1 protein-coding gene is annotated in these 555 nt (G+C 44.5%); it reads left to right on the top strand.

Annotated features, from left to right (window positions below):
• A partial coding sequence (locus PG887_RS22615) for a hypothetical protein (RefSeq protein ID WP_270822980.1) occupies positions 1 to 555 on the top strand: 555 nt, incomplete at both ends.

The raw sequence follows: 555 nt of genomic DNA, 5'->3' as shown, positions 1-555 counted from the left end.
CCCGAGAAACCCGAGCCGGAGCAAAAAGAGGCTGCTTAAAACAGCTTTGCGCGACAACTATCTTGAAAAACGCCGGAATGCTGGCAGAGAGGATCGAGGCTGACAGTCAGAGCACGTTCAAAAATCGTCATGATTTGGGCGGGGGCATAACACTATTCAAACAAAAAGGCAGCTCCAGGTGGCACTGCAGAGTCCATCAACCAGCAGATGGCATTCATGACTATCGTCAGAGCACACGGAAACTCGACTTACGAGATGCAACGTCCGAAGCACATCAAATAGCACTGATGTTAAAAATTAAATTATCGAGTGGTGTTGCGCTTAAAAATGGTATTACGTTTAAAACAATAGCGAATGAAATCGTTCAATTCTACTTGAAGCGCTCTAAGCCTATAGATACATACTACATAAGCCTGATCAAGAATCACCTCCTTCCATATTTTGGTGAGCAAGAGATTGCTAGCATCAACGATAGATCAGTTAGGGAAGGTGCGAATAAGCGGGGAAATTCTTCTCGGCTGACTCAGTCATTTCATTTCTTCATGTTTGAGCCGA

This window comes from Aeromonas sp. QDB14 (assembly GCF_027707845.1).
GTDB classification, from domain to species: Bacteria; Pseudomonadota; Gammaproteobacteria; order Enterobacterales; family Aeromonadaceae; genus Aeromonas; species Aeromonas caviae.
Note: the sequence above shows the minus strand (reverse complement) of the source record. Positions and strands in the feature narration are given on the sequence as shown.